General features: G+C 30.9%; 25 protein-coding genes. 5 read left to right on the top strand and 20 right to left on the bottom strand.

Annotated elements, in window-relative coordinates; genetic code table 11:
- Positions 1 to 42: 42 nt before the first annotated feature.
- From AC5M21_RS08645 to AC5M21_RS08620, 6 genes are all read right to left on the bottom strand, one after another.
- Entirely contained in the window at positions 43 to 405 is a 363-nt protein-coding gene (locus AC5M21_RS08645) for an FMN-binding protein (protein ID WP_008789912.1), read from the bottom strand.
- A gap of 56 nt (positions 406 to 461) precedes the next feature.
- Entirely contained in the window at positions 462 to 728 is a 267-nt protein-coding gene (locus tag AC5M21_RS08640) for a LysM peptidoglycan-binding domain-containing protein (RefSeq protein WP_008789913.1), read from the bottom strand.
- 63 nt (positions 729 to 791) lie between these two features.
- Positions 792 to 1,490 (bottom strand): ribonuclease III, encoded by a 699-nt coding sequence (gene rnc, locus AC5M21_RS08635; protein WP_008789914.1) that lies wholly within the window; start codon positions 1,488 to 1,490, stop codon positions 792 to 794.
- The gene (gene plsX, locus AC5M21_RS08630) at positions 1,487 to 2,470 is read right to left on the bottom strand and encodes a phosphate acyltransferase PlsX (RefSeq protein WP_008789915.1); all 984 of its coding nucleotides are present in this window, start codon (positions 2,468 to 2,470) and stop codon (positions 1,487 to 1,489) included. The genes rnc and plsX overlap by 4 nt, the downstream gene beginning before the upstream one ends.
- Positions 2,471 to 2,505: 35 nt before the next feature.
- Positions 2,506 to 4,515: an ATP-dependent DNA helicase RecG gene (recG, locus tag AC5M21_RS08625; RefSeq protein WP_008789916.1), complete on the bottom strand. Its 2,010-nt coding sequence runs from the start codon at positions 4,513 to 4,515 to the stop codon at positions 2,506 to 2,508.
- Between the two features lie 59 nt (positions 4,516 to 4,574).
- Complete coding sequence (locus AC5M21_RS08620) at positions 4,575 to 5,486, bottom strand: AEC family transporter (RefSeq protein ID WP_008789917.1); 912 nt, start codon at positions 5,484 to 5,486, stop codon at positions 4,575 to 4,577.
- Positions 5,487 to 5,616: 130 nt separating this feature from the next.
- On the opposite strand from AC5M21_RS08620, the gene AC5M21_RS08615 reads away from it, so the two are divergent.
- The 3 genes from AC5M21_RS08615 to AC5M21_RS08605 all read left to right on the top strand — a co-directional run bounded on the left by AC5M21_RS08615 (position 5,617) and on the right by AC5M21_RS08605 (position 7,988).
- Positions 5,617 to 6,393 carry a Cof-type HAD-IIB family hydrolase gene (locus tag AC5M21_RS08615; RefSeq protein ID WP_008789918.1) on the top strand — a complete coding sequence of 259 codons (777 nt, stop codon included), beginning with the start codon at positions 5,617 to 5,619 and terminating at the stop codon, positions 6,391 to 6,393.
- A complete protein-coding gene (locus AC5M21_RS08610) occupies positions 6,390 to 7,160 on the top strand; it encodes a TraX family protein (RefSeq protein WP_117598793.1) in 771 nt (256 codons plus the stop codon). Before AC5M21_RS08615 ends, AC5M21_RS08610 begins: the two co-directional genes overlap by 4 nt.
- A 132-nt stretch (positions 7,161 to 7,292) precedes the next feature.
- Positions 7,293 to 7,988, top strand: coding sequence for a DUF3298 and DUF4163 domain-containing protein (locus AC5M21_RS08605; protein WP_008789921.1), 696 nt, complete (start codon positions 7,293 to 7,295; stop codon positions 7,986 to 7,988).
- A gap of 31 nt (positions 7,989 to 8,019) precedes the next feature.
- Here the strand turns inward: AC5M21_RS08605 and AC5M21_RS08600 are convergent, their stop codons facing one another.
- The 3 genes from AC5M21_RS08600 to AC5M21_RS08590 all read right to left on the bottom strand — a co-directional run bounded on the left by AC5M21_RS08600 (position 8,020) and on the right by AC5M21_RS08590 (position 11,362).
- Complete coding sequence (locus AC5M21_RS08600) at positions 8,020 to 9,246, bottom strand: AI-2E family transporter (RefSeq protein ID WP_017143775.1); 1,227 nt, start codon at positions 9,244 to 9,246, stop codon at positions 8,020 to 8,022.
- Positions 9,247 to 9,329: 83 nt separating this feature from the next.
- Positions 9,330 to 10,991: a DAK2 domain-containing protein gene (locus AC5M21_RS08595; RefSeq protein ID WP_008789923.1), complete on the bottom strand. Its 1,662-nt coding sequence runs from the start codon at positions 10,989 to 10,991 to the stop codon at positions 9,330 to 9,332.
- A gap of 14 nt (positions 10,992 to 11,005) precedes the next feature.
- Positions 11,006 to 11,362: an Asp23/Gls24 family envelope stress response protein gene (locus AC5M21_RS08590; RefSeq protein WP_008789924.1), complete on the bottom strand. Its 357-nt coding sequence runs from the start codon at positions 11,360 to 11,362 to the stop codon at positions 11,006 to 11,008.
- Between the two features lie 318 nt (positions 11,363 to 11,680).
- Between AC5M21_RS08590 and rpmB the strand changes: the two genes are divergently transcribed.
- Both rpmB and AC5M21_RS08580 read left to right on the top strand, forming a co-directional pair.
- Positions 11,681 to 11,866 (top strand): 50S ribosomal protein L28, encoded by a 186-nt coding sequence (gene rpmB / locus AC5M21_RS08585; RefSeq protein WP_008789925.1) that lies wholly within the window; start codon positions 11,681 to 11,683, stop codon positions 11,864 to 11,866.
- Positions 11,867 to 12,044: 178 nt separating this feature from the next.
- The gene (locus AC5M21_RS08580; RefSeq protein WP_054325111.1) at positions 12,045 to 13,400 is read left to right on the top strand and encodes a glycoside hydrolase family 1 protein; all 1,356 of its coding nucleotides are present in this window, start codon (positions 12,045 to 12,047) and stop codon (positions 13,398 to 13,400) included.
- 155 nt (positions 13,401 to 13,555) lie between these two features.
- Here AC5M21_RS08580 and AC5M21_RS08575 read toward each other — a convergent pair whose 3' ends face one another.
- The 11 genes from AC5M21_RS08575 to AC5M21_RS08525 all read right to left on the bottom strand — a co-directional run bounded on the left by AC5M21_RS08575 (position 13,556) and on the right by AC5M21_RS08525 (position 24,590).
- Positions 13,556 to 14,272: a hypothetical protein gene (locus AC5M21_RS08575; protein WP_008789928.1), complete on the bottom strand. Its 717-nt coding sequence runs from the start codon at positions 14,270 to 14,272 to the stop codon at positions 13,556 to 13,558.
- Between the two features lie 62 nt (positions 14,273 to 14,334).
- Positions 14,335 to 15,408 (bottom strand): C45 family autoproteolytic acyltransferase/hydrolase, encoded by a 1,074-nt coding sequence (locus AC5M21_RS08570; protein ID WP_008789929.1) that lies wholly within the window; start codon positions 15,406 to 15,408, stop codon positions 14,335 to 14,337.
- A gap of 124 nt (positions 15,409 to 15,532) precedes the next feature.
- Complete coding sequence (gene dnaJ / locus AC5M21_RS08565; protein ID WP_008789930.1) at positions 15,533 to 16,654, bottom strand: molecular chaperone DnaJ; 1,122 nt, start codon at positions 16,652 to 16,654, stop codon at positions 15,533 to 15,535.
- Between the two features lie 54 nt (positions 16,655 to 16,708).
- Positions 16,709 to 18,523: a molecular chaperone DnaK gene (dnaK, locus tag AC5M21_RS08560; RefSeq protein WP_008789931.1), complete on the bottom strand. Its 1,815-nt coding sequence runs from the start codon at positions 18,521 to 18,523 to the stop codon at positions 16,709 to 16,711.
- A gap of 20 nt (positions 18,524 to 18,543) precedes the next feature.
- Positions 18,544 to 19,083, bottom strand: a complete 540-nt coding sequence (grpE, locus tag AC5M21_RS08555; protein WP_236916450.1) for a nucleotide exchange factor GrpE — start codon at positions 19,081 to 19,083, stop codon at positions 18,544 to 18,546.
- Between the two features lie 10 nt (positions 19,084 to 19,093).
- On the bottom strand, positions 19,094 to 20,128 hold the full coding sequence (hrcA, locus tag AC5M21_RS08550; protein ID WP_008789933.1) for a heat-inducible transcriptional repressor HrcA: 1,035 nt from the start codon (positions 20,126 to 20,128) through the stop codon (positions 19,094 to 19,096).
- 569 nt (positions 20,129 to 20,697) lie between these two features.
- On the bottom strand, positions 20,698 to 21,024 hold the full coding sequence (locus AC5M21_RS08545; protein ID WP_008789934.1) for a hypothetical protein: 327 nt from the start codon (positions 21,022 to 21,024) through the stop codon (positions 20,698 to 20,700).
- Positions 21,025 to 21,208: 184 nt separating this feature from the next.
- The gene (locus tag AC5M21_RS08540; protein WP_008789935.1) at positions 21,209 to 21,373 is read right to left on the bottom strand and encodes a hypothetical protein; all 165 of its coding nucleotides are present in this window, start codon (positions 21,371 to 21,373) and stop codon (positions 21,209 to 21,211) included.
- A gap of 1,517 nt (positions 21,374 to 22,890) precedes the next feature.
- Entirely contained in the window at positions 22,891 to 23,136 is a 246-nt protein-coding gene (locus AC5M21_RS08535) for a hypothetical protein (RefSeq protein ID WP_017143778.1), read from the bottom strand.
- A gap of 28 nt (positions 23,137 to 23,164) precedes the next feature.
- A complete protein-coding gene (locus tag AC5M21_RS08530; protein WP_008789937.1) occupies positions 23,165 to 24,151 on the bottom strand; it encodes a hypothetical protein in 987 nt (328 codons plus the stop codon).
- 103 nt (positions 24,152 to 24,254) lie between these two features.
- Positions 24,255 to 24,590 carry a hypothetical protein gene (locus AC5M21_RS08525; RefSeq protein ID WP_008789938.1) on the bottom strand — a complete coding sequence of 112 codons (336 nt, stop codon included), beginning with the start codon at positions 24,588 to 24,590 and terminating at the stop codon, positions 24,255 to 24,257.
- Positions 24,591 to 24,604 lie beyond the last annotated feature (14 nt).

Raw genomic sequence — 24,604 nt, 5'->3', positions numbered from 1 at the left:
CTATCATATACCAAATCACAAAAAAAATAAAGCATTTCTGCTTTATTCTGTCGTATTCTTTGCTTTTTCATATGCATTTTTGACAGCATCTTTTAATGCTTGTGAAGTTTTTGTTGCACCTGAGATTGTATCAACATCATACTTATTCTCAGTTTTCATTTTTTCAATCATTTGTTCCATTGCAACACCACCAATAGAAGGTGTCTCATTATGCTCCTTTACAACAATATCAACAACTTTATCATTTTTAATTGTTGTTTCCACTTGAAATTCTCCACCATAACCTGTAGCAGTTGTTGTATAAGTTCCATCTTTATAGACAGTCTTTTTGGTCTCTTCTTTTTTTGTATTGCCTGAACAACCACATAATAAGATTGCCATAGCAAATAACATCAACTTTTTCATTGCAAAAACCTCCTATTAATAGTGTTTGTCAAAGATCAAAACTTATTCATAAAAGATTAAAAATATAAATCATAGCTTTGTCTTTGATATGGCTGAGGCAATGGATTCACTTTTTGATAAACAATAGGAATCATTAATTGTTGATTTGGATGAATAAGCATATCTTCATTTAAATTATTCATACATCTTATCCAAGGCACTTCACTATTAAATGTTTTTGCAAGTCTATAAACATTATCGCCTTTATTCACTGTATATAAAATAATTTCTCCAACTCTTGGATATGTGACTCTTTCATCTTCATACATATATGGATTGTACATTTTATCCCTCCCAAAATACAATATGTCAAAAACACATATTTGACTGGGCGAAAAAACAAGTGACTATTTTTTTAAATAATCACTTGTTGCTAATTTATTCAATGCATCTTTAGCCGCTTGTTGTTCAGCACGCTTTTTGCTTGTTCCTTTCCCAACTCCCAAACGCATTTCATCCATAATAACTGCAACTTTAAATTCTGGCGCATTTGATGGTCCAGACGTTTCCAGCAATTCATAAGTCACTGTCTTTCGTTGATCCGCTTGTATTAATTCTTGTAATGTTGTTTTGTAATCAGTAATATCATCATAATCCAAATCATTGACATGTTGGAATATTGTTTGTTCTAAAATCTTAATGACCTCATCTTTGCCACAATCCAGATAAAGTGCACCAATAAATGATTCAAAGATATTTGCCAAAACGCTTTCTCTTTCTCTACCACCACTTTTTTCTTCACCAACACCTAAAAACAACAATTCTCCTAACCCTAGTTCTTTAGAGAATCTTGCTAATGATTCCTCACGAACTAACTTACTACGTAAAGTTGTCAATGTTCCTTCTGGAACATCTGGAAATAGGTGAAAAAGAAAATCTGAAACATACAATTGTAAAACTGCATCTCCCATAAATTCTAACCTTTCATAATCTTTATTATAATGATGTGCTTCATTTGCATATGAAGCATGAGTAAATGCTTCTTTGTATAAAGATAATTTTTGGAAAGGAATATTTTCTGCCTGTAAAAAATCTAATATTTTCATGAAACCTTCAATCCTTCTTTCATTTGTGTTACAACATCCATTTTTACCATTTGATAAGCCAATTCCATTGCATTATAGAAGGCTTTAGAATCACTAGCACCATGGGCTTTCACAACCGCCTTTTCAAAACCAACCATTAAAGCACCACCAACTGATTTATAATCAAATTGATCTTTCAACGAATAAAGTGATGACTTTGCAAAAAGTGCCCCAATCTTTCCTGATAATGAAGACATCATACTTTCTTTGACCATCTTCATCAATACAGAAGCAGCTCCCTCACATGTTTTCAAAGCAATATTACCACTAAATCCATCCGTCACAATCACATCAACTTCACCTAACAAGATATCTCTACCTTCAATATTACCAACAAAATTAATCATTTTATCTTCCTCTAACAATTGATAAGTTTGTTGATGAACTTCATCACCTTTTTTAGCCTCTGAACCAATATTTAGCAAAGCAACTTTAGGTTTTTGAATTCCTCTTATATTTTTCGCATAAACATGTCCCATAATTGCAAAATCTTTCAACTGTTCAGCAGTGTTTTCTGCATTTGCACCCACATCTAAAAGTACTACTCCCTTTTTATTATAGGTCGGAAGCATTGCCATTAAACAAGATTTTTCTACACCTTCAATACGTTTTAAAAACAACATAGCACTTGTATAAAAAGCCCCTGTTGAACCACATGAAACAACGCCATCAACAATACCATCATTTGCCAACGTTACAGCTTTAACCATACTTGATTCTTTTTTACGGCGAACAGACATAATACCAGCGTCCATTGGCACGACATCTCTTGCATCAACAATTTGAATACGTTCATGATGAGTTAACTTTTCTAATTCTTCTTTTTTTCCAGTTACATGAAGTTCTACATCAGCATGATCCTTAATAAAAGCAGAGCATGCTTCGACAACAATGCTACTCCCTAAATCTCCACTCATTGCATCTATTGATAATTTATACATTTCCATCACTCCTTATTTTTAGTAGTATAACACATTTAATCAACATATTCATTATTCTCTTTTAATTTCTCTTGAATTGTACTCATCAAATGATAATATTCATTTCTTTTTTCATAGCCTTCAACAATCCTCATAGCATCTTCTCTAGCAACATTCAAAATAGGAAAATCCTTAAAGACATCTGCCACCAGGAAAGTTGGCAAACCACTTTGACGATTTCCTAAGACCTCACCAGGTCCTCTAATCTGTAAGTCATACATCGAAATTTCAAACCCATCATGACTTTTCTCCATATATTTCAAACGTTCTATTGCTTCTTTTGATGTCGAAGAACTCATAAAAAAACAATAAGCTTGTTGATGACCTCGGCCAACACGCCCACGCAACTGATGAAGCTGACTCATCCCAAAACGTTCAGCATTATAAATAACCATCATGTTGGCATTTTTCACATCCACCCCAACTTCTACAACAGTTGTTGAAACCAGTATATGGATTTTTTGTTTTTGAAAGTCTTGCATAATTCTGTCTTTTTCATCATCTTTCATCTGACCATGTAACAAGCCCACTTGATATGTCCCACGAAAATACTGTTGCATGGCTTCAGCAATTTGAGAAGCGCTTTTTGCATCCAGAACCTCACTATCTTCAACCAGCGGACAAATCACATAGCATTGTCCTCCACTCGCAAGATATTCTTTTAAATCTTTAAGAATGGGTTTCATAGAAGATGATTTTATATATTTTGTAACAACTGGAATACGCCCTTTAGGCATTGTTTTCATTGTTGAGACATCCATATCACCATACATCGAAATTGCTAGTGTACGTGGAATCGGTGTCGCACTCATAATTAAGAAATCAACTTGACTCCCCTTGTTTTTCAATGCTTTTCTTTGTTCAACACCAAAACGATGCTGCTCATCAGTGATAACAAATCCCAAACGATGATATTCCACTTTCTTTTGAAATAAGGCATGTGTACCAACAATCATATCTATATCTCCATTTTGAATTTGTTCATAGATACGCTCTTTTTCTTTATTTGTTAATGAACCTGTTAATAAAGCAATTTTAACATCTGTATCCTTAAAAAAAGATAATAAAGTCTGATAATGCTGAGAAGCTAAAATTTCTGTCGGAGCCATTAACGCACCTTGATAGCCTGCCAAATAATTTGCATATAAAGCAACACTGCTGACAACTGTTTTCCCACTTCCAACATCTCCCTGTAGAAATCGATACATCATCCTTGGACTCTGTAAGTCCGAAACAATTTCCTTGACTGATGTCTGTTGATCTTGTGTTAATTGATATGGTAGGGATAATATAAATGATTGGAACTTTTGTACATCAAATCTCTTGGCAATTCCTACTTCTAAAGTTCTTTGCTGTTTTATTGTTTGCATTGTTAATTGAAATTTTAAAAACTCTTCGTATTTTAAATATTTCAATGCCTGTTTAATATCTTCCTGTGATTGTGGAAAATGAATATTCCACAATGCACTTTCTTTATGTATGAGTTGATGCTTTATGATATATTCTTCAGGAACAAAAGATTCTATGTTTCCTTTTAATAAGTTCAAAGCTTTTTTCACATATTGTTGAAATGATTTTTGCGTTAATCCTTCCTTAAGCGAATAGACAGGATGAACTCCCTGAATCTCACTTATAGGTTTAATCTTGATATCACTAGCAGTGATTTTATCTTTTTGACATTTTCCTATAATTGTTATTATTGTCATTTGTTTTAAATACTGTCTTAAAAAATGGCGATTAAAAATAGTAACCTGATAAACATTTTGATAACGATCCTCCACTGAAAAAGACATTCTTGACATTCTTCCTCTAAAAAAGATTTTAACAGGTGAAATCAATGTCCCTTCAATAATGATTTTATCATCTTCTTGTGTGGGATATGTTTCTTCAATAACATCATATCGATAAGGATAATGATTAATCAAATCCTCTAAACTCTCAATGTTCATAAGTTTCAATATATCCAATCTTTTTTCTGTTATTTTTAACAAACGAATATCACTCATCAAATCACCACCTGTCCCCTATTTTATAACAAATTTCAAAAAAAAGATACCATTTGGTATCAAATAAATAAAACCAGTAACACTGTCATACAAACAACTCCTAGAATAATACTTAGAGAATTTGCTGTTGCAGACATATCTCCAACGTAGCCAACCTTTTTTGTGAAAACTGCAGAAACAGTGGATAACGGAGCACAATAAGCCATTATTAAAATCTGCTTAGCTAAAAGTGGTAATGGGAATATAAAGTATGTAATGAGTGAAATCATAATTGTTCCTATAATTCTTAGATACAGGACTTTTATAACATTTTTAACTTCACGAGGTGATATTCTTATTTCTAATAGTAAGCCAATCATAAGCATAGCTAAAAAACTATTTCCTGCACCAATTGTATCAGCAATTGAGAGAATAGGTGTAGGAATTTGAAGTTTAAAAATGGCAAGTATAAATATCAAAACATAAACATCAAACGGAATAGATGAAAAGAGCTTTTTGAGTAATTCTTTTAAAGAAAAATGATTTTCACCACTTGCAACATGATCTGCTGCTGCATATGTTATTCCTAGTCCCATAAGTGCATTACCGATATCAAACGAACATAAATAAACAACTCCTAAACCAGGAAAAAAACTTTGTACAAATGGCAAGACAAAATTCCCAATATTATATCCTGATGTATTGATCATAAAAGAAGCTTTTAAGCAATTATCTTCATGTTGTGTAGCGAAATATCCAATCATAATCATGATAACATTTGTGAGTATCCCTATAACAATCAAAATAATAATAACTCCATTTAATTCAATCCCATTAGCACTTGTTAAAAGTGCACATGGCAATGTAATATTCATAATAATCGTCGCTAAAACATTAGCATCTTCTTTTTTTAGAACTTTAATTTGTTTTAAACTATATGCAATAACGATAATCAATATAAAAGTCAATGATTTAATCAAAACCTCTAACATATCTACCCCACTCTTTCTGCATGTATTATAACAGCCTGCTTGATAAAGATGAAAAATCCATCAAAATTTGAAAATCTTTTTTTCAATAGAAAGATATAATGCTATAATTGAGACAAGGAGGTAAAGAAAAATGATGAAAGCAATATTTTTTGATATTGATGGAACATTAGTGAGTTTTAAGACTCATAAGATTCCAGAAACAACATTTCAAACTTTATACCAATTAAAGGATAAGGGATATAAACTTTTTATTGCAACTGGAAGAGGTATTGATGGATTACATGTCTTAAATGACTTTCCTTTTGATGGATACATTACTTTAAATGGTCAATATTGTTATACTGATGAGCAATTAATTTATGAAAATACAATTCAAAAAGAAGATTTACAAGCACTTCTTGATTATTTAAAGATTCACCCTTTCCCATGTGGGTTCACTGAAGAACATACAAAATACTTTAATTTAAGAGATGAAAGAGTTGATGAAATTCATCGCATTACATTAAACGACGATCATCCAGCTGGTGATTGTCAAGATGTTGTTAATCACAAAGTTTATCAATGTATGTGTTTTGTTGATAATGACGAAGAAAAAGAACTTATGAAAGTAATGCCCCATTGCATTTCAGCAAGATGGCATCCTTTATTTTGTGATGTTTCACCAATAGGAGGAACAAAGCAAAATGGAATTGATAAATTCTTAGAACATTATCATATTGATTTATCTGAAACAATGGCTTTTGGTGATGGTGGCAATGATATCCAAATGTTAAATCATGTTGCTGTTGCAATAGCTATGGGAAATGCTAATGACGAAGTCAAAGCCATTGCTGATTATGTCACTGACGACGTAGATAATGATGGTATTACGAAAGCATTACGCCATTTTGGGCTTCTTAGTAAATGAAGAATTTGACAAGTTATCATCTGAAAATAATTGCAATGATAACTATGGTAATAGATCATTCCTGTAAAATATTTTCACTTTTACTCATTCAATTTTTAGGATTTTTAGAGAATCAAAATGTTGTATATTGCACATATTATTTTATTGAGGGTATTGGCAGAATATCCTTTATCTTATTTGCTTTTATGATAGCAGAAGGCTGTCGTCATACTCATGACATTCAAAAATATGTAGGAAGATTATTGTTATTTGCTTTGATTTCTGAATTTCCTTTTCAATGGATGATAAGCATTATCACAGGGACATCATTTGCTTTTTCTTTAACTATGACAAATATCTTTTTCACTTTAGCATTAGGCGCAATTGCTATTGCTGGCTACCAATTCTTTTTACAAAAGGCTTTAAAGAAATGGATTCCTTTGATATTGTGTAGTCTTGTATCTTTGCTTATTCAATGTGATTATCATATTTTTGGAGTCATTACTATTTTTATCTGTTACTATTTTCAAGATAATAAAAAAAGAAGTTTATATTTAACAATACTTATGGTTATTCAATATTTAATTTATGATCCAATCGTTTATGGTATTGGTTTAACATTTTTTGGATTTGACCCAAGTTATCTTATCTATTTTGGTTATACCTGTGTTTCTTTATTCATAATTAAGCATTATAATGGAAAGCGTGGTAAACATATTAAATATTTTTCTTATGCATTCTACCCACTTCATTTACTCATATTATGTTTTCTCTATTATTATTTATAGAACAAAGTTGAAAAACTTTGTTTTTTACATACATATTCAAAAATGTGGAAAAATAAAATGATGAATAGTTTGATAATATGCTTATGATACAAACAACTATTTATCATATTTGAGAGAGGAGTTTGATATTCTATGAATTCAAATCAAAAAAATATCAAGCATATATGTTATTGTCTTATCATTGTATTTGCTTTGATTATTATGAACTTATCAACGATCTACGCAACTGAATTGACACCTAAAATAGAATTACTTAAACAATATCACTTTGAAAGTGTAGAAACGTCTTCATCAGTTACAATCCCCCACATAATAGGTCTCGATAATCCCCAAATAGAAGAAGAAATTAATCAACTCATCACACAATCAATACAACAATATTTAAATCAATTTAAAGAATCTAATAACACTTATACAAATATCAATGATCCATTAATAAAGAAATGGATTGTTGATATAAATTATCAAGTCTATTTTATTGATTCATCCCTTGCTTCTTTTTCTATAAATGCTACTCAAATCAAGGCATCTTCTTATCTTCAAAAAACTTTTTTTAATATAGACTTAAAAACTGCTAGGCAATTAACAGTTGAAGACTTCTTAGGTAAAAAATATAGCCAAATAATTCAAACAGAAATCCAGAAACAAATAAAAGAAAACAAGAAAAACTTAGAATACAGCTATTTCGATGATGTTATCCAAAATTTGAATATACAAAAAGAACAACCTTTTTATATCAATCAGCAAAATCAGGTGGTTGTAGTCTTTAATGAATTTGATATTGCTCCTGGATATATGGGAATGCCAGAATTTATTATCCCCACTTAAAAAGTGTATCATAAGCAAAAAATGACGTTGGTTATCCAGCGTCATTTTTATGTTCATTAATCCCATCATTTTCATGAATAACGTAGCCATTTTTATCAGTTTTGATATGTCTTCGCTTTAATACATTATGTATCCAACGTCCAAATAATGTATAGGCAAAAGCAGTTAATGGAACTGCCGTGATCATACCTACAAGACCAAAAAGGTCACCAAGTATAAATATTGATAACATAACCCATAACCCTGGTAATCCAACAGATTTCCCAACAATACGAGGATAGATCAAATTATCTTCAATCTGTGATAGAACTTGGAAGAAAACGATAAACCAAATCATTGTTACAAAATCCTGTGACATCACGAGGAAAGCTCCAATAATCATCGCTGATATTGGACCAAAAACAGGCACCAAACTAAAAACAGCTATAATCATTGCAATTAATTCTGGATAAGGAAAGCCAAAGAATATCATCCCAATATAATAAATTATTCCAATAATACATGCTTCTGTCAATTGACCTGTAATAAAATTTTTAAAAATAACGTTAGCTTGATGACCATAATCAAATAATGCCATTGCTCTTTCTTCTCTTAAGAAAACAATAAATACTTTTCTCAATTGGCTAAGTAACCTTTCTTTCCCACTTAAAATATATAATGAGAACATAAAAGCCATAAACCATACAAAGAAAGTTCCCGTAAAAGTGACTGCATTGTCTAATAAACCGTTTGCACTGCTTGCTAGAAAATTAATTACATTTTTAAAGATATCATTCCAAGGCATATTCACAATATTATCAATTTGAACAATATTTTCTACACGATAATCAATATTCAACCAAATAAAAACCTCATCAATACTTGTGACAATACCCTTTAACAGATTCCCCATATTTGATAATAATTGTGCAAGGCTTTCAATGACTTTAGGTAATATAAAACTAACAATCAGTATTAAGACAATCAGTGCAAATATAATCGTTAATGTAATCGCAATACCTCTTGCACCCCGATTAATAATCCCTCTATCGTGAGAATGTTTTTTTATCTTTTGTTCAATGAACATCATCGGAATATTTAAAATATATGCAAAAACAATTGCTATAATCAACGGTTGCAATAAATCCAATAGAAAAAGAAAAACTTTTTCAATAATTATAAGATGACTTGCTACTAAATAAAAAGTAATAGAAAGCATAGCAAGTATTAACCATGGTTTTATCTTATGAAATTCTTCTTTTGTCATCCAATTCTTCATCTTATCCCTCTATTCATATTTATATTATAATATATTTTTTTAATAGTTGATACAAAAAAGAGCCCTAAGGACTCTCATCTTACTTATTCTACTCCTAATATAAATGAATACACAGGTTGTTTTCCATCTACACATTCAAGTTCAGCATCAAAATGTTCTTCAACATAAGTTTCTGCTTCTGCAACTTCTTCAGCAGTTACGTCTTCACCATAAATTAATGTAATAATTTCTGAATCTTCATCAACCAATCCATTTAAAGTTTCCTTTAATGCATCAATCTTACTAGGTACACATGCCGTAATTTCTTTTTCACATAATGCCATATACTGATTAGCTTTAATATCAACACCATCAATATTTGTATCCTTAATTGCAAAAGTAACTTGACCAGTTTTGACATTAGCAATAGCATCATTCATTTCTGCAAGATTTTCTGTTAAAGAAACTTCTGGATTATACATAATACATGCAGATAATCCCTGAGGAATTGTTTTAGAAGGAATAACCTGAACATCAATTTCATCTTCTAAAATAATTGCAGCTTGCTGAGCAGTCATGACAATATTGGAATTGTTTGGTAATATAATCGCATGCTTTGCATTAACATCACGGATAGCTTGAACAATATCTTCTGCTGAAGGATTCATTGTTTGCCCGCCACTAACAACATAATCACAATGTAATTCTAAGAACATATCTTTAATTCCATCACCAGCAGCCACACTAATAATTGCTACTTCTTTTGCTTCTTTTTGTTGTGGAACAACAGGTGTTGCCTTACCAGCTGGAATATCAGCATTTGATTCAATAATAGAATTATGCTGTTCTTGCATATTCTCAATCTTTAACTTTACAAATTCTCCATATCTTTGAGCAGCATTTAAAGCATTCCCTGGTTTTAAAGTATGGACATGAACTTTCACTATATCATCATCTTGAACAACAACAATACTGTTTCCAGGTAATCTTTCTAATTCGCTCTTCAAGCTATCTTCTTTAAAGGCTTTCATTTTTGCTTCATCTAATCTTAAAATAAATTCAGTACAATAACCATAGCCTTCTTCTCCGTCAGATTCTACATCTGCCAAAGCTTCTTTCGCTGCTTCACCTTTGATTTCTACTCTTTCAATTTGTTCTCCAGCTAATGCTGCCATAAATCCTGTGAACACCAATAACAAACCAGCTCCACCACTATCTACAACACCAACTTCTTTTAAAACTGGTAAAAGTTCTGGTGTTCTTTCTAATGATTCTTCGGCTTCTTTCACAAAATATGAGAAGACATCTTCAATTTCCATATCATCTTTTGCATATTTCACAACAGCATCACTTGATTCTCTAATAACAGTTAAAATAGTTCCTTCAACTGGTCTCATAACTGCTTTATATGCAACCTTTGCACCATTTTGGAAGGCGTTTGCGAATTCAACAGCATTAACTTCTTTCTTTCCTTCAAAGGCCATAGAAACACCTCTAAAGATTTGTGATAAGATGACACCTGAATTCCCTCTTGCTCCCATCAACAATCCTTTAGATAATTTTTTAGCAACTTCATAAATATCATTAGAGTCAAGTTTTTCAATCTCACTTGCTCCAGCACTAAACGTTAAAGACATATTTGTTCCAGTATCCCCATCAGGAACAGGGAAAACATTTAATGCATCAATTTCAGGATGATTGTTATGCAACACAATCGCTCCAGTTACAACCATCTCTTTAAATAGACGACCATCTATAATCTTCATGACTTACCTCCAACCTAATCTATTACTCGAATGCTTTGTACAAAAACATTCACGGCTTCAATATCAACGTCTAAAGTCGTTTCTAATACATATTTGACTTTCTTTTGGACTTCATAAACAACTTCAGATATCTTTACCCCATAACCAACAATAATATATACATTTAAAATAATCCCAGTATCGCCATCTTCTACAACAATACCTTTAGAATAATTTTCTCTCCCCAATAAATCATAAAAGCCATCTTTCATAATTTTCTGGCTTGCCATTCCAACAACCCCATAGCATTCAGTAGCAGCCCCACCTGTTATACTTGCAACAACATCTAATGAAAGATTAATATCTCCTAAATCTGTAGTCTTTGTGATCATATCTCTTCCTCCGATCTTATTTTATACATATATACAGTATATATATTATATCTTATTTTTAAATCATTGACAAACATTTCACACATAATGCATACGAATTATACCCCAGTTAAAATCATATGTAAATGAAAAGCGTAAAAAAATGTTGAAATATTCGCACATTTCATATATGATAGATATGCAAATCAAGTCAATTGATTAAATACAGCACTTTTTTAATTCTTTCAAAAAAAGTAAAAAAAGTGTTTGCAATTTTTCTTTTTTAGTGATATTATATCAAAGTATGTGAAACATAAGTTGTAAAGGATGGTGAAGAAAATGGCTAGAAAATGTGAAGTTAGTGGTAAAGGACCAATGTCTGGTAATACTCGTTCTCATGCATTAAATGCATCAAGAAGAAAATGGAATGTAAACTTACAAAAAGCTACTATTTTAGTCAATGGTAAACCAAAAAAAGTAAAAATTTCAGCGAGAGAATTAAGAAGTCTTAGAAAAAGCGCTTAATAATAAAGATTGTATCCTCCGGGATACTTTTTTTATTTTTATTATATGAAACTTTATTTCATTTATTCGTATATTTTAATATGTTTTATGAAACCCATAACCTATCTCTCCTTCTGCTCTTTTCATATCCCTTATTTTTTTATACAATGAAGAGGAAATCATTAAAGGAGGACAAATAATGAAATTTCCAGAAGGTTTTTTATGGGGCGGAGCAGTTACTGCCCATCAAAGTGAAGGTGCATATACAGAAGGAGGAAAATCACCCGCTGTCTGTGATTTATTCCCTAAGCCTGAACATTCGGATTTTAAAGATGGTATTGATGCCTATCATCGTTATGATGAAGACTTTGCATTATTTGAAGAAATGGGATTTACAAGTTATCGCTTCTCAATTGACTGGTCACGTGTTATGCCAGATGGAGAACATTTTAGTGAAGAAGGCATGGCTTTTTATGATCGTTTTATCAATAGTATGATTGCTCATGGTATGGAACCAATGTGCTCATTATACCATTTTGAAATGCCCCAAGTCCTGATGAACGAATATAATGGATTTTATTCAAGAATTGTTGTTGATAAATTCATTACATATGCAAATAAGATGATTGAACGTTATGGTGATCGTGTTAAAAAATGGATATCTTTTAACGAACAAAATGGGATTGCTTTAGAAGGCCATAAAATTGCATATGGTGCCATTTGCCCAGAAGGTGTCAATGAGGAATCTTTTATCAATCAATTGATTCATAATTCCTTATATGCTCATGCTAAAGTTGTTGAAAAAGTTCATACAATAAAAGATGCTATAGTTTTAGGAATGGTTATTTATATTCCACATTATGCAGCAACTTGTCATCCACTAGATGAATTGGCAGCCAGAAAACAAATGAGCAAAACAAATGTCTTCTTAGATATGTTTGTTTATGGTGAATACTCATCATATTATTGGAGTCAAATGGTAAAAAATAATACATTGCCTGACATTCAGGAAGGTGATTTAGAAGTCATGAGAAAAAATACAGTAGATTGGCTTTCATTCAGTTATTACATGAGCGCGACTGCAAAGGATGGAAGTAGTGGTGTAAAAGCTGGTGGCAACTTACAAGTTGAACTCAATCCTTATTTAAAAGCATCTGAATGGGGATGGACAATTGACCCAATTGGTATAAGAATCGCTTTACGAGATTTATATGAAAAATACAGAATGCCAATCATGGTTGTAGAAAATGGTTTTGGTATGCGTGATATATTTGAAAATGGTACTGTGATTGATGATGAACGTATTTATTATATGAAAGATCATATTGAACAAATTGGTATTGCTATAGAAGAAGGGGTAGATTGTAGAGGGTATCTGATGTGGGGCCCTATTGATATTTTATCTTCACAAGGCGAAATGGGAAAACGTTATGGTATGATTTATGTCAATAGAGATGACAAAGATTTAAAAGATATGAAACGTTATAAGAAAAAATCATTCAACTGGTATCAAAAAGTTATTCATACAAACGCAAAAGACATTGAAATCGATTAACATTTTCCTTAAGCAGCACACATGTGCTGCTTTTATACTGTAAAGTTCCTTTGTCAATACACACTAAAAGTATTTTAAAACTTATTATTACCAAATGCATTGTAACAATGTCATTCATGGATTTCTCTCATTTATTTGCAGATATTATAACTCTTTTATTTCTCCCATGTTCTTGGTCTCAATAAATTCTTTGGTATCTTTGTATAACGATTGCCATGACATCCATTCAACTGAATTTGTGTTAAAAATAAACTTTGACTCAAATCTGCATTTTCAACTTTAGCATCTCTCAAATCAGTTCCTAAAAACACATAATTACAACAATCCTTTCCACGAAAATCTTCACCTATCATTATTCTCATACTCAAATCGTGAGTGTATTGCTGACATATTTCTTTTAATCGTTGGCTTACTTTTTGATGATACTTATCTAAATCAACCGTTGAATTATTCAAAACATTCTCTCTCACTTTTAAATTCTCGAGAATTAACTGTTCTAATTGAAAATTCGGATGAATATGATAAGCATCAATGAGATAACTAAGCATCTGTTGGAGTTGAACAACTTTCTGAAAAACTCCAAATATAACCATAGCATTTTCACTACTACGCCATGAAGGCAACTTTTGTGAAACGATTTGTCCTGCTCCAAAGCAATCATAAATCATACATCCCTTCATCTTCATTTCTTTTAGTGAATTGTAAATATGACACTGATTATTATCTAATAAATGATTGCATGGGTTCCCTGCTAATTTATCTTCTGGAAAACCATCTATTTTAGAAAAATATAAGGCCACACAACATAATCCATGGCATTCATGACATTGAATCTTCAAATTCTCCTGTAATCGTTCAATATTTAGTTTCATAGTAGACCTCCTTTGTTTCATTATAATGAAACAAAAGAAAAAGTACAATATCATAATTGTACTTACTTTAACGAAAATTCATGTGCTGGTTGATCATATTTTCTTCCCATAATCATTTTTGCTGTTAAATCCGTATTATTATAAAGAATAGACCATTGTGTTGCGCTCTCTTCTCCTCTTTCATTTTTATGTATATTAGAAGATGCTGCTTTTAAAATATCCATTCCTGCCTGTTCATCTTTTAAAATCCCTTTATTTTGATCTAAGATTGTCTTCATCTTTTCATAACGATCTTGTCCATGTCCAAAGTCATAATCTCCAGGTGTTAACAAGAAGTTCGTTGCCATTTGGTAAGACTTATCATCTTTAACCAGACTTATCTCGTTATTAATATATTCAACAACAACACTTTTCCCATTTGCATCAGCAATTTGGAAATGATAAGCACTTTTGGCAGAAGAATGCATATCATATTGTTTTAAAAATTCAATTGCTTCATCAACCGTTGAAGCTTTATCCAAAACCAATCTCACAGCAGTTGTTGTTGTAATATCAATTTTATCTGTCTGCTGGTTAGTTGCTTCATCAGGTATTAACAAGACTCCAATTGATAAACCTTTCTCATTTAAGCCATCTAATGGCGCATAAGGTGCAGCCAAGGTAATAATTTGCTTTGTTAACGAATCAGGTTGCTTATCTTCATTAAACCCTAAAAACCCTAAATTAACAGTCGACATAGATGCATACCCATTATCAGGTTGCGTCTTCACAAATAATGCTGGTGAATAAGTTAAATCAAAATTTCTGCCAAAAATTCTATCTCCATCTTGCGTCTCAGCATTAAATGTAGAGCAACCCAAATTAGGAATAGAGAATTCAACAGGTAATCCCTTTAATAATTTTTTGACAACAAAATCAACCAATTCAGCATCATTACTTGCTCCAGTTTTTAAAAAGTCATCAAATCCATAATCGCCATCATATTCCATAGTATACAATGTATAATCATCTATTTTTTCTAATGACATTAAAGATGAAATTTCATGTCTAAACACTATATAAAAAACACTTCCAGCAACAATCACTATAACCAATATAGTCAATAAGGTTCTTTTTAATATTTTCTTCCAGTTCATACTTTCCCTCCAAATTTCCAACTTGTTGTATTATAACAAAGATTATCACAATGTCAATATACTTTAAAAAATTTAATTAAATATTTTAAAGTAAAAAAGATAGTGCTGAAGGGCACTATCTTTTTTACTTCTTAAATCCTTTTTTGAATTGCTCAAAAATGGAATCTTTTTTAGCATTCTTTCTTAACTTAGTATACAAATCTTTCTCATCTCTAGAAAGTTTAGTTGGAATCTTAACATCAATTTTAACAAACTGATCTCCATAATTATCACTACGTAAATCCTTAACACCTTTTCCCTTAAGACGTAAAGTTGTTCCAGGTTGGGTACCTTCAGGCACCTTGAGTGTAACATCACCATAAACAGTTGGAACATCAACATCACATCCTAAAGTTGCATCTACTGCCGAAATTGGAATTGTTATATAAATGTTCTTACCATCACGTTGAAAATGCTGATGTGGTCTTACATAAATTTCTACATAAAGATCTCCATTTTGTCCACCATTGGCACCTCTATGTCCTTTACCTTGAACACGTAACTGTTGATGTGTATTAATACCAGCAGGTATATTTAGTTCAACAGTAATATTTTTATTGATATATCCTTTACCCTTACAATGATCACATTTTTCTTTAACAACTTTACCAGTTCCATTACAATCAGGGCAAGTTGTTTGGTTCACAAATGTACCAAATGGTGAACGTTGTTGTGTACGGATTGTTCCAGTACCACCACAACGTGAACACGTTTGAACATCATCAGGTGACTTTGCTCCACTTCCATGACAATGCGAACACTGTTCATCAAAATTAATTTTAATCTCTGTTTTCTTACCTTTGATTGCATCCATGAAGTCAATCTCTAATTGAACAAAACGATCTTCCCCACGCATTGGACCTGTCTTTCTTTGACGCTGTCCTCCACCACCAAAGAATGAACCAAAAATATCTCCTAAGTCAACATCTTCAAAGCCACCAAATCCACCGAATCCGCCAGCTCCTCCAAATCCTCCTGATTGATCAAATGCCGCATGACCATAACGATCATATGCAGCTTTTTTATTATCATCTGATAAAACATCATACGCTTCTTGTACTTCTTTAAATTTATCTTCTGCACCAGGATCCTTGTTAACATCAGGGTGATATTTCTTAGCCATTTTTCGATATGCACGTTTGATTTCATCTGCACTGGCACTTTTAGAAACACCAAGCACCTCATAATAATCTCTTTTATCAGCCATATTCTCACCTCTTGACTAGATAAAACCAAGGCAAAGCCTTGGCTTTATACTATCCTAATTTTTTTCTGTAAAGTCTGCATCGACAACATCATCATTATTTGATGCTGTTTGTGTATCACCTGTCGGATTAGCTCCTTGACCTTGTTGATATTGATATGCTGCCATTTGTTGTGCAACTTGTTCTAATTCAGTCATCTTAGTTTCAAGTGTAGCCATATCATTATCATCTAAAGCTTTCTTTAATTCATCTCTTAAAGCAGTTGCTTGTGTTTTTTGATTTTCATCAATCTTATCACCTTGTTCAGCTAATGCTTTATCAATTTCATTAATCATTTGTTCTGCTTTATTTCTTGTTTCAATATCTTTACGTTTTTGTTCATCTTCAGCCTTATTAGCTTCAGCCTCTTTTACCATTCTATCAATTTCTTCATCACTTAATCCAGTTGAATTTTGAATTGTAATAGATTGTTCTTTTTGTGATTTCATATCTTTCGCTTTAACATTAACAATACCATTAACATCAATACTGAATGTAACCTCAATTTGTGGAACACCTCTTGGAGCTGGTTCAATACCATCTAATTTAAATAAACCTAATTGTTTATTATCTTTAGCCATAGATCTTTCACCTTGTAATACATTGATATCAACAGCTGGCTGATTATCTGCAGCAGTAGAGAAAATTTGTGATTTTGTTGTTGGAATTGTTGTATTTCTTTCAATTAATACAGTCATAACTCCACCCATAGTTTCAATACCTAATGATAATGGTGTAACATCTAATAAAACGATATCTTTAACATCACCAGTAATAACTCCACCTTGAATAGCTGCACCCATAGATACAACTTCATCAGGATTCACTGATTTGTTAGGTTCTTTTCCAAGTAATCTTTTCACTGATTCTTGTACAGCAATAATACGAGTAGATCCACCTACCAATAAAACTTGATCAATTTCACTTGGAGAAATACCAGCATCACTTAATGCTTGTTTCACTGGTCCTTCAGTACGAACAACCAAATCTTTAGTTAATTCATCAAATTTAGCTCTTGTTAATGTTAATTCTAAATGCAATGGACCTGCTGCACCAGCAGAGATAAATGGTAATGAAATTTGTGTTTGCATAACTCCTGATAAATCTTTTTTCGCTTTTTCAGCAGCTTCTTTAACACGTTGCATTGCCATTTTATCAGCACTCAAATCAACACCTTGATCCTTTTTAAATTCAGCAACAATCCAGTTCATAACTTTTTCATCAAAGTCATCTCCACCTAAACGGTTATCTCCAGCTGTCGCTAATACTTCAAACATACCATCTGCCAAATCAAGGATTGAAACGTCAAATGTTCCTCCTCCTAAGTCATATACCAATACTTTTTGTTCAGTATCTAATTTATCAACACCAAATGCTAAAGCAGCAGCAGTAGGTTCGTTAATGATACGTTCAACATCTAGTCCCGCAATTTTACCAGCATCTTTTGTAGCTTGTCTTTGTGCATCATTGAAATATGCTGGTACAGTAATAACTGCTTTTGTAACTGTTTCACCCAAATATGCTTCTGCAGTTGCTTTTAAGTTTTGTAAAATCATTGCAGAGATTTCTTGAGGTGTATATTCTTTACCATTTACATTTTCTTTATAATTTGTACCCATATGTCTTTTTACAGACATAACTGTATCTTTATTAGTAACAGCTTGACGTTTTGCAGCTTCACCAACAACGATTTCTCCATTTTTGAATGCAACAACTGATGCAGTTGTTCTTAATCCTTCAGGATTTGCAATAACTTTTGCTTCTCCATTTTCCATCACACTTACGCATGAGTTTGTAGTACCTAAATCAATACCAATAATTTTGTTTCCCATAATATAAATCCTCCTTATAACTATTCATTAACTTTAACTAAAGATGCACGAATAACGCGATCTTTCAATTTATAACCTTTTTGAAGTTCTTCCACAACGATATTTGAATCAAAATTTTCATCGTTGGTTGTCATCACAGCCTGATGGAAATTTGGATCAAATTCCTTACCTTGAGCTTCAATCGCTTCAACACCATTCTTTTCAAGAATAGCCATTAACTGATCAAAAATCATTTGATACCCTTTTAAGAATGTTTGAATTTCTTCACTCGGTTCCTGAACATTCAAAGAACGTTCAAAATTGTCAACTACAGGAAGTAATTCTTCAATAAAATCTTGCATCATAAATTTCATAGAGTTTTGATGTTCTTTTTCTAACCTTCTCTTTGAGTTTTCCATATCTGCAAAAACTTTATAATAATCCGTCTTCCATGTATTCACTTCTTCTTCAAGCTTTGCAACTTTATCCTCAAGTGAATCAGTTGCTGTTTCTTCAACAACTTCTGTTTCTTCTTGCTTTACTTCTTCATCAACTTTTTTTTCTTTCTTTTCCTTTGCCATACTTTCACCTCTATTCATCATCTTCATCATTGCTTAGCAAAACTGTTTCTAAACTTTTAGAAATATACTCAACCAAAGAAACAACTTTTTCATAAGGCATACGTGTTGGCCCTATAACCGATATTGATCCTTTGGATTCATTGCCTGTTTTAAACGATGCACTGATGACAGAGACATCACTTAAATCTTCAATGGGTGATTCACTTCCAATCCTTACACTTACACCCTCTTCAATAGCAATAGGTTCTAAACTTTTCCATGACTGTGAATTCTCAAAAGCAGAGACCAGCTGTCTAAGTTTATTCACATCATTATATTCAGGTTGATACAACATATTTTCTTTACCCGAGAAATAAACATTACTATTGGCGAATTTCATAAATGATTCTAAAAACGCATTGAATAAAACTTCATGTTCTTTAATTCGAGCACTCAATATTGGCCGCACATCTCTTTCCAAGCGATAAGCCACTTGATTAATTGGTGTTCCATCCAACAAATCATTCATAACATTCACACAACTTGTTAAATCTTCTAAATAAGCATTATTCTTAACTTTAAAAATACGATTTTCAACATGCCCTTTGTCTGTTACAATAATTGCTGTCACACTATGCTCTGTCAAAGGAACAAGTGTAATATTTTGCAATCGTTCATAATCAGAATTAGGACCTAAAGCTACTGTAGTCAAATGAGTAAGTTCACTTAAAATTTGACAACTTTCCTGAATAATCTCATTTAAAGAGCGATGCCGGTCACCAAGAATCATAGCAACTTGATTTTTGACATCGTCATCAACATTAGGCTGCATTAATGTATTGACATAAAAGCGATACCCTTGTGTTGAGGGCACACGTCCTGATGACGTATGTGTTTTTTCTAAATATCCATTTTCTTCAAGAAATGACATTTCATTACGAATTGTCGCACTTGAATAAGGAAGCATATACTTTGTCATAAGTGTTTTTGAACCAACTGGTTCAGCTGTTTCAACAAACTCTTCAACAATACACTTGAATATAAGCAATTGTCGTGCACTCAGCATATCACAACCTCCTTTTAGCACTCCTTTTATCTTTGTGCTAATTTTATTATACTCATGTTTTTAGCACTGTCAACACTTTTGTGCTAAAAAACAAAAATAACTGAATTCAATTCAGTTATCAACTCTGCACTCCCCTTTATATAAACAAAAGAGATCAATACATATATGAATATCAACAGGATGTTTCTTAAATACGTTTTCCTTAGTTCTTTTTGTTGTTTCATAAAATAAGTAAAAATATCTTGTAGCATCCTTTTCAGTTCTAAAAACAAAATCCTGCTAAACCTAAACCACACAATGAGAACATTAACAATCATCGAACGGATCATTTCGAACCAATCGTATAGTTGAGTTTTTCCTATAATAGTTCTTATTTTTTACTAAATACACATAGATAAAAACTAGCAACTAACACATATAAACAACAAAACAGGAATATATATAATATATAACAATCATGCAGAAAACAAATCTAAACAAGCTAATATAAGTTTAAAATATTTGAATGTTCTCATAAAAAAGTATCCTCCTTATAATTATTAATATATGAGGGATAAATCCCCCATATATTAATAAAATACTCTATGTTTATCTAAATATAATACAGCCACTCCAACTCCTAATACTGCTGCACACATAAACGCTACACCACCAATATATAACGCAGCGTTAGCGATTGCAGGTCCAAATAATGCAACACCTTTCCAATAAGCAATAGTAGCTAAAGATTTCATAAAACCAGCTGTGATACCACATTGATATGATGCGATTTTTCTAATGGCACTACTTCTATTCCATAATCCCTTTAAATTCCTTGCTAATGTAGCACTACCACCTTTCCCATTTTCTTCAACATCTAACTCTAAAAACTCTTTATCTTCAATAAAAAGATACATATCAGACTTTCTTAGAAATAAAGCCTGATTATATATATATCCTGCATCATATACAAAAAAGTAAAAAGCTCTTTTTTTTCATTTGATCAGAGTTTCTCAATAGGTCATCTAATGTCTTTATAAATTCATCAACTTCTTCCTTCACCTTTGGTATCCCCATTACAATCAGTGGAACAAAATGACTTTATAATATTTTTAAATAGATATCCTTTCGACAAACATCTTTTCGATAATCAATCTTGATAAAATAAATAAGCATCCCTTGAACAAATAGAAAAACAAGCAATGTACCTAGATTTAAGACTTCATTTTCTAAAAAACGCATGACTGTTGACCATAGAATAGTCATTTCAACTATCCATAAATAGACCTTAATGACCTTAAAATTAAAAACTTTAATAAAAGTATAAATAAGCAAAAACATGCTATAGTCATTGCACCACCAAAATAACTCATCATCACCTTCACTCTCACCTCTTATTCACTATACATTTATAATCCCTATTTGTAAAATCAACAGTACAAAGAGCAATTATCTTGATATCTTTATTGACTTACTATTTTATGAAGATTTAAAGTGATCAAATATTAATAAATACAATAATTAAGACTATGCCAATAACTGTTCCCAAGCGCAAAGAAGTAAATAACAATTTTTTCGTTTATTGTCAATGTTTTAAAAATCAATCAGATTCATTTTTTACCATAAATAAAAATCCCAATAGCAACAACAATAGAAATAATATTATAAATCAAATAGTATCATCTTGAAAAGGAATCACTTATCTTGAACCTAAAAGTAGCAATGCTAATATATATGTAAACCAATCACTAAATTTCATTTTCCCCTCTCATAAGAACAACATTTAATAAATAAATTATATATGATAATAATTCCGATAGAAATCAAGTAAAAATATTCAAAATCATTTATAATTTATATTTAATTATATAGTACATAGTTCCTGATACAACAATATCAAAACAGATCATTCCAACTTGAAGTACAAGAGGCATACTATCAAAAAAAAGATGGTAACGCCAGGAATCCAGTAACTATTAACAAAACAAATAAAATACATATAATAGCTATTTTAAGTTTTTCCAATTTATTAGACTCCATTCTTTTACTTATAATTTCCATACTCCATAACAATTATCCTATAATCATGTATCGTGTTTCTCCCATATTTTAATTATCACAGAACTGATAGAAGACCGTTTTATACTCCCATTATCATTCCACAGAAATCACTAAGTTCCTGTGCTCCAAGCCATCTACATGTATATTTTTTTATCATATTTTTTATTGTACTACTCAAAATATTTTTAATAGATTAGCCCCCATACAAATCATAAATTGCAAAGACAACAATATTCACATGATTTAAAAAGACAACATCTAAATACAGTATTCCACCTTCTTCAATTTCTACGTAATTTAATATAAATCAGAAAGCAATGTTATAGTACATTGTTATAGTACATTGTTATAGTACATTGCCTTGCAATATTGTAATTTTTAAAATCCAAACGAAATTGATGAATAGTCCCAATCGTAAGAGTATCACAAAAATTAAGTTGAAAAGCCTCATTCATTATAGATACAAGATAGAATCCCATAAAACGCTCGTTAAGAATCATTAGACTATTATTAGTCATTTACTTATGCAGATATATTTATCAATATTATATTCCTTATCAGTATCATAAACAGAAGAATCAATCTGATAAACATATCTGATGTTATTCTTGGTCTAAATTTAAGTGGTTTTGAGACAGCAAATTCTAAAATCTTTTAATAACATAGATTCATTAAATTGAGTTATATTTTTTGATAAATCTAACTAAATATTCTAAAAGCATTTATAGCCAACTGATTAAATCAATAATATATACAATCCATTTCCTTATTTTAGAATCACAAACACCCAGATAGAAAGTAACTCCTATCGAATAACAAACAAAAAATATTATGGATCCCAACCAAATAGCTCCATTACATAACTCAGAATTTAAAAGAATAGCAATAATACCTAATATTGATAAAACATCTGTAATTATCAACAAATTAATAACTAACTTCTTATTAACAAACTTCTGGTTTTTCATCAGCATCTTCCTTTCATTTTTATTTATTTTATCGAAAAATATTCCTATAAATTTTCCTTCTTATTTGTATACTGGATGTACCATTTATATAATTTTTCAATTCATTAATTCTCGTATTATATAAATCAATAATTTGAAAATTCCAATTATCTTCTTCACAAAACAAATTCAACATTGACAATATTTTTATTTTATTGCTTTCTCTATTCAAACAAATTCTTAAGTCTATATAATCAAATATCAAATCTAAACATTCTATTTCTATTGATTGACCATATTTCAAAATAATGAGTTCTATTATATTATCTAATTTAAATAAATATTCACTTAAATAATTTTTATTCAAAACAATCATTAATTTTAAGCAGTTCAACATTTCATTTGGTTTATTAATAACATCATCAATATTCTTTTCTAGATAACTAATATGCCAACTGATTAATTCTAAATTGACAACACTAGTGAAAAGAAGTTCATTAAAAAAATATTTACTATGAGTGTCTTTAAAACTATTAAGAAAATTAATTGTAACTTTATATAAAATATATGAAAACAATAAAAATAGAAACAAATATAACTGCCAGTATATTCCAATCGCAAATAAAGTGAAAGCCAATAAAAAAATATATATATTTTCTTGTTTATATATTTTCTTCATTAAAGAATATTTCTCATTAAAATTATTTAAGTTAACATCACTTAGATCACACAAATTTTTATAGAAAACATAATTTGATGGTCCAAATAGAACGATTAATTTTCCATCAACCAAAACAATCGGATATAAACATATAACTGAATATTTTATTTTTTTTATTTTGCATAATAAAATAAAAAAAATAGTTTTTAAATAATGGAGACATAGCCCAGAAGTCATCAATACCATAATATAAAAACAAAAATAAAAAATAGCATGATCAACAAATATTTCTATACTAATTATATAAATATACAATAAAAATGAAATAAGTGTTGTTAGTATAAGCATACCTAAATAATAAATATAAGTTTTCATTATTGTTTCACCAAATATCTTTCTATATAATTTTTTTTATAAACAATATCTAAATAGCAGCAAATAAGCAGCTGCCATTTAGGACAATGTAATACTTCCCTTGTTAATAAAAAGTTCTTTTATTATACAGATATATCATAAATGCTGCAGTTCCTGCAAGCGCTATTCCAGCTAGCCAAAAACCGCCAATAGTCAAAGCAGTTCTTGTTACAACATATCCGAATTTGCAGACTGCTTTAATATAAGACATCTTAGCAATTGTTCCAATAGTTCCTAAAGTTATCCCTACTGCCTTACAAGACATTCTAAACCCTTGACTTCTACCCCATAATCCCTTGATATTCTTATAGAGCATTGTCATGCTTCCACCATCTAAATACATCATCTCCTCTTCTTCAATTTCTACATAGTTTCTTGGTAAATTCATTGTTAATTCCATAACATTCTCCTCCT

The sequence above is a fragment of the Coprobacillus sp. genome, from assembly GCF_984815275.1.
This window is presented reverse-complemented; position numbering and strand designations above follow the sequence as displayed.

Bases quoted from the DNA above. Each gene is read 5' to 3' on its own strand.
- hrcA (WP_008789933.1), bottom strand. From the start codon at position 20,128: ATGCTGAGTGCACGACAATTGCTTATATTCAAGTGTATTGTTGAAGAG.
- rnc (WP_008789914.1), bottom strand. From the start codon at position 1,490: ATGAAAATATTAGATTTTTTACAGGCAGAAAATATTCCTTTCCAAAAA.
- AC5M21_RS08570 (WP_008789929.1), bottom strand. From the start codon at position 15,408: ATGAACTGGAAGAAAATATTAAAAAGAACCTTATTGACTATATTGGTT.
- AC5M21_RS08575 (WP_008789928.1), bottom strand. From the start codon at position 14,272: ATGAAACTAAATATTGAACGATTACAGGAGAATTTGAAGATTCAATGT.
- AC5M21_RS08545 (WP_008789934.1), bottom strand. From the start codon at position 21,024: ATGTATCTTTTTATTGAAGATAAAGAGTTTTTAGAGTTAGATGTTGAA.
- dnaK (WP_008789931.1), bottom strand. From the start codon at position 18,523: ATGGGAAACAAAATTATTGGTATTGATTTAGGTACTACAAACTCATGC.
- AC5M21_RS08600 (WP_017143775.1), bottom strand. From the start codon at position 9,246: ATGAAGAATTGGATGACAAAAGAAGAATTTCATAAGATAAAACCATGG.
- AC5M21_RS08645 (WP_008789912.1), bottom strand. From the start codon at position 405: ATGAAAAAGTTGATGTTATTTGCTATGGCAATCTTATTATGTGGTTGT.
- plsX (WP_008789915.1), bottom strand. From the start codon at position 2,470: ATGTATAAATTATCAATAGATGCAATGAGTGGAGATTTAGGGAGTAGC.
- AC5M21_RS08535 (WP_017143778.1), bottom strand. From the start codon at position 23,136: ATGAAAAACCAGAAGTTTGTTAATAAGAAGTTAGTTATTAATTTGTTG.
- AC5M21_RS08540 (WP_008789935.1), bottom strand. From the start codon at position 21,373: ATGACTATTCTATGGTCAACAGTCATGCGTTTTTTAGAAAATGAAGTC.
- AC5M21_RS08620 (WP_008789917.1), bottom strand. From the start codon at position 5,486: ATGTTAGAGGTTTTGATTAAATCATTGACTTTTATATTGATTATCGTT.
- AC5M21_RS08640 (WP_008789913.1), bottom strand. From the start codon at position 728: ATGTACAATCCATATATGTATGAAGATGAAAGAGTCACATATCCAAGA.
- grpE (WP_236916450.1), bottom strand. From the start codon at position 19,083: ATGGCAAAGGAAAAGAAAGAAAAAAAAGTTGATGAAGAAGTAAAGCAA.
- AC5M21_RS08590 (WP_008789924.1), bottom strand. From the start codon at position 11,362: ATGATCACAAAGACTACAGATTTAGGAGATATTAATCTTTCATTAGAT.
- AC5M21_RS08580 (WP_054325111.1), top strand. From the start codon at position 12,045: ATGAAATTTCCAGAAGGTTTTTTATGGGGCGGAGCAGTTACTGCCCAT.
- AC5M21_RS08610 (WP_117598793.1), top strand. From the start codon at position 6,390: ATGAAGAATTTGACAAGTTATCATCTGAAAATAATTGCAATGATAACT.
- dnaJ (WP_008789930.1), bottom strand. From the start codon at position 16,654: ATGGCTGATAAAAGAGATTATTATGAGGTGCTTGGTGTTTCTAAAAGT.
- AC5M21_RS08595 (WP_008789923.1), bottom strand. From the start codon at position 10,991: ATGAAGATTATAGATGGTCGTCTATTTAAAGAGATGGTTGTAACTGGA.
- AC5M21_RS08525 (WP_008789938.1), bottom strand. From the start codon at position 24,590: ATGGAATTAACAATGAATTTACCAAGAAACTATGTAGAAATTGAAGAA.
- AC5M21_RS08615 (WP_008789918.1), top strand. From the start codon at position 5,617: ATGATGAAAGCAATATTTTTTGATATTGATGGAACATTAGTGAGTTTT.
- rpmB (WP_008789925.1), top strand. From the start codon at position 11,681: ATGGCTAGAAAATGTGAAGTTAGTGGTAAAGGACCAATGTCTGGTAAT.
- AC5M21_RS08605 (WP_008789921.1), top strand. From the start codon at position 7,293: ATGAATTCAAATCAAAAAAATATCAAGCATATATGTTATTGTCTTATC.
- AC5M21_RS08530 (WP_008789937.1), bottom strand. From the start codon at position 24,151: ATGAAAACTTATATTTATTATTTAGGTATGCTTATACTAACAACACTT.
- recG (WP_008789916.1), bottom strand. From the start codon at position 4,515: ATGAGTGATATTCGTTTGTTAAAAATAACAGAAAAAAGATTGGATATA.